Source organism: Halomonas sp. AOP43-D1-4 (assembly GCF_052446175.1).
In the GTDB taxonomy this organism is placed as follows: domain Bacteria; phylum Pseudomonadota; class Gammaproteobacteria; order Pseudomonadales; family Halomonadaceae; genus Vreelandella; species Vreelandella citrativorans.
The window spans coordinates 1-569 of sequence record NZ_JBQSVY010000050.1 but is presented as its reverse complement, the minus strand read 5'-3'; the positions used below and the strand labels follow the sequence as shown (position 1 = coordinate 569).

Sequence of the window (569 nt, the reverse complement as noted above, 5' to 3'; positions counted from 1 at the left end):
ATACTGTTTCTTTTTATGAAGGGGACGTTTATGTAAGTTGATTTGATAATAAATAAGCTATAGTTTGCCTGAAGTGTGGTTTAACTATTAATAAGATGAGGAAGAGTAGTATGCGACGTTTTTCCAAGCCTTGTTTAGCAGGTTTTTGCCTATCGGCGATCAGTATTGCCCTCGCGCCCACAGTGGCCGCATGTACCTCCCTTCTTTATAGCGACGCAAATGATAAATTTTATGCGGGCCGCACCATGGAACTGCCCATGGAGCTACCTTATAAAGTGTCCTACTTTCCAGCAGGCACTAGCTTTGGCTCGCAGGCTGATAAACATCACGTGCTGGATTTTACCGGCCAAAACGCCTTTGTTGCCGTTACGGTGCCGGACCCCGTATCAAAAGATTTAAAAGTAGCTGAAGGCGTTAACGACAAGGGATTGACGTTTGGCTTGCTGGCGTATGCCAGCACCGAAGGCCCCGCCGATATGGTTAACAATACGCAGGCGGTGCTGGCAGCTATCGACCTCGGCGCTTGGGCGCTTTCTCAGTTTTCTACCGTTGACGAAGTAAAGCAGGCG

1 protein-coding gene is annotated in these 569 nt (G+C 48.0%); it reads left to right on the top strand.

Annotated features, from left to right (window positions below):
• Nucleotides 1–95: 95 nt before the first annotated feature.
• Nucleotides 96–569, top strand: a 474-nt coding sequence (locus tag ACT3RQ_RS17730) for a linear amide C-N hydrolase (RefSeq protein WP_444680993.1), incomplete at its 3' end; no start/stop codon positions are given.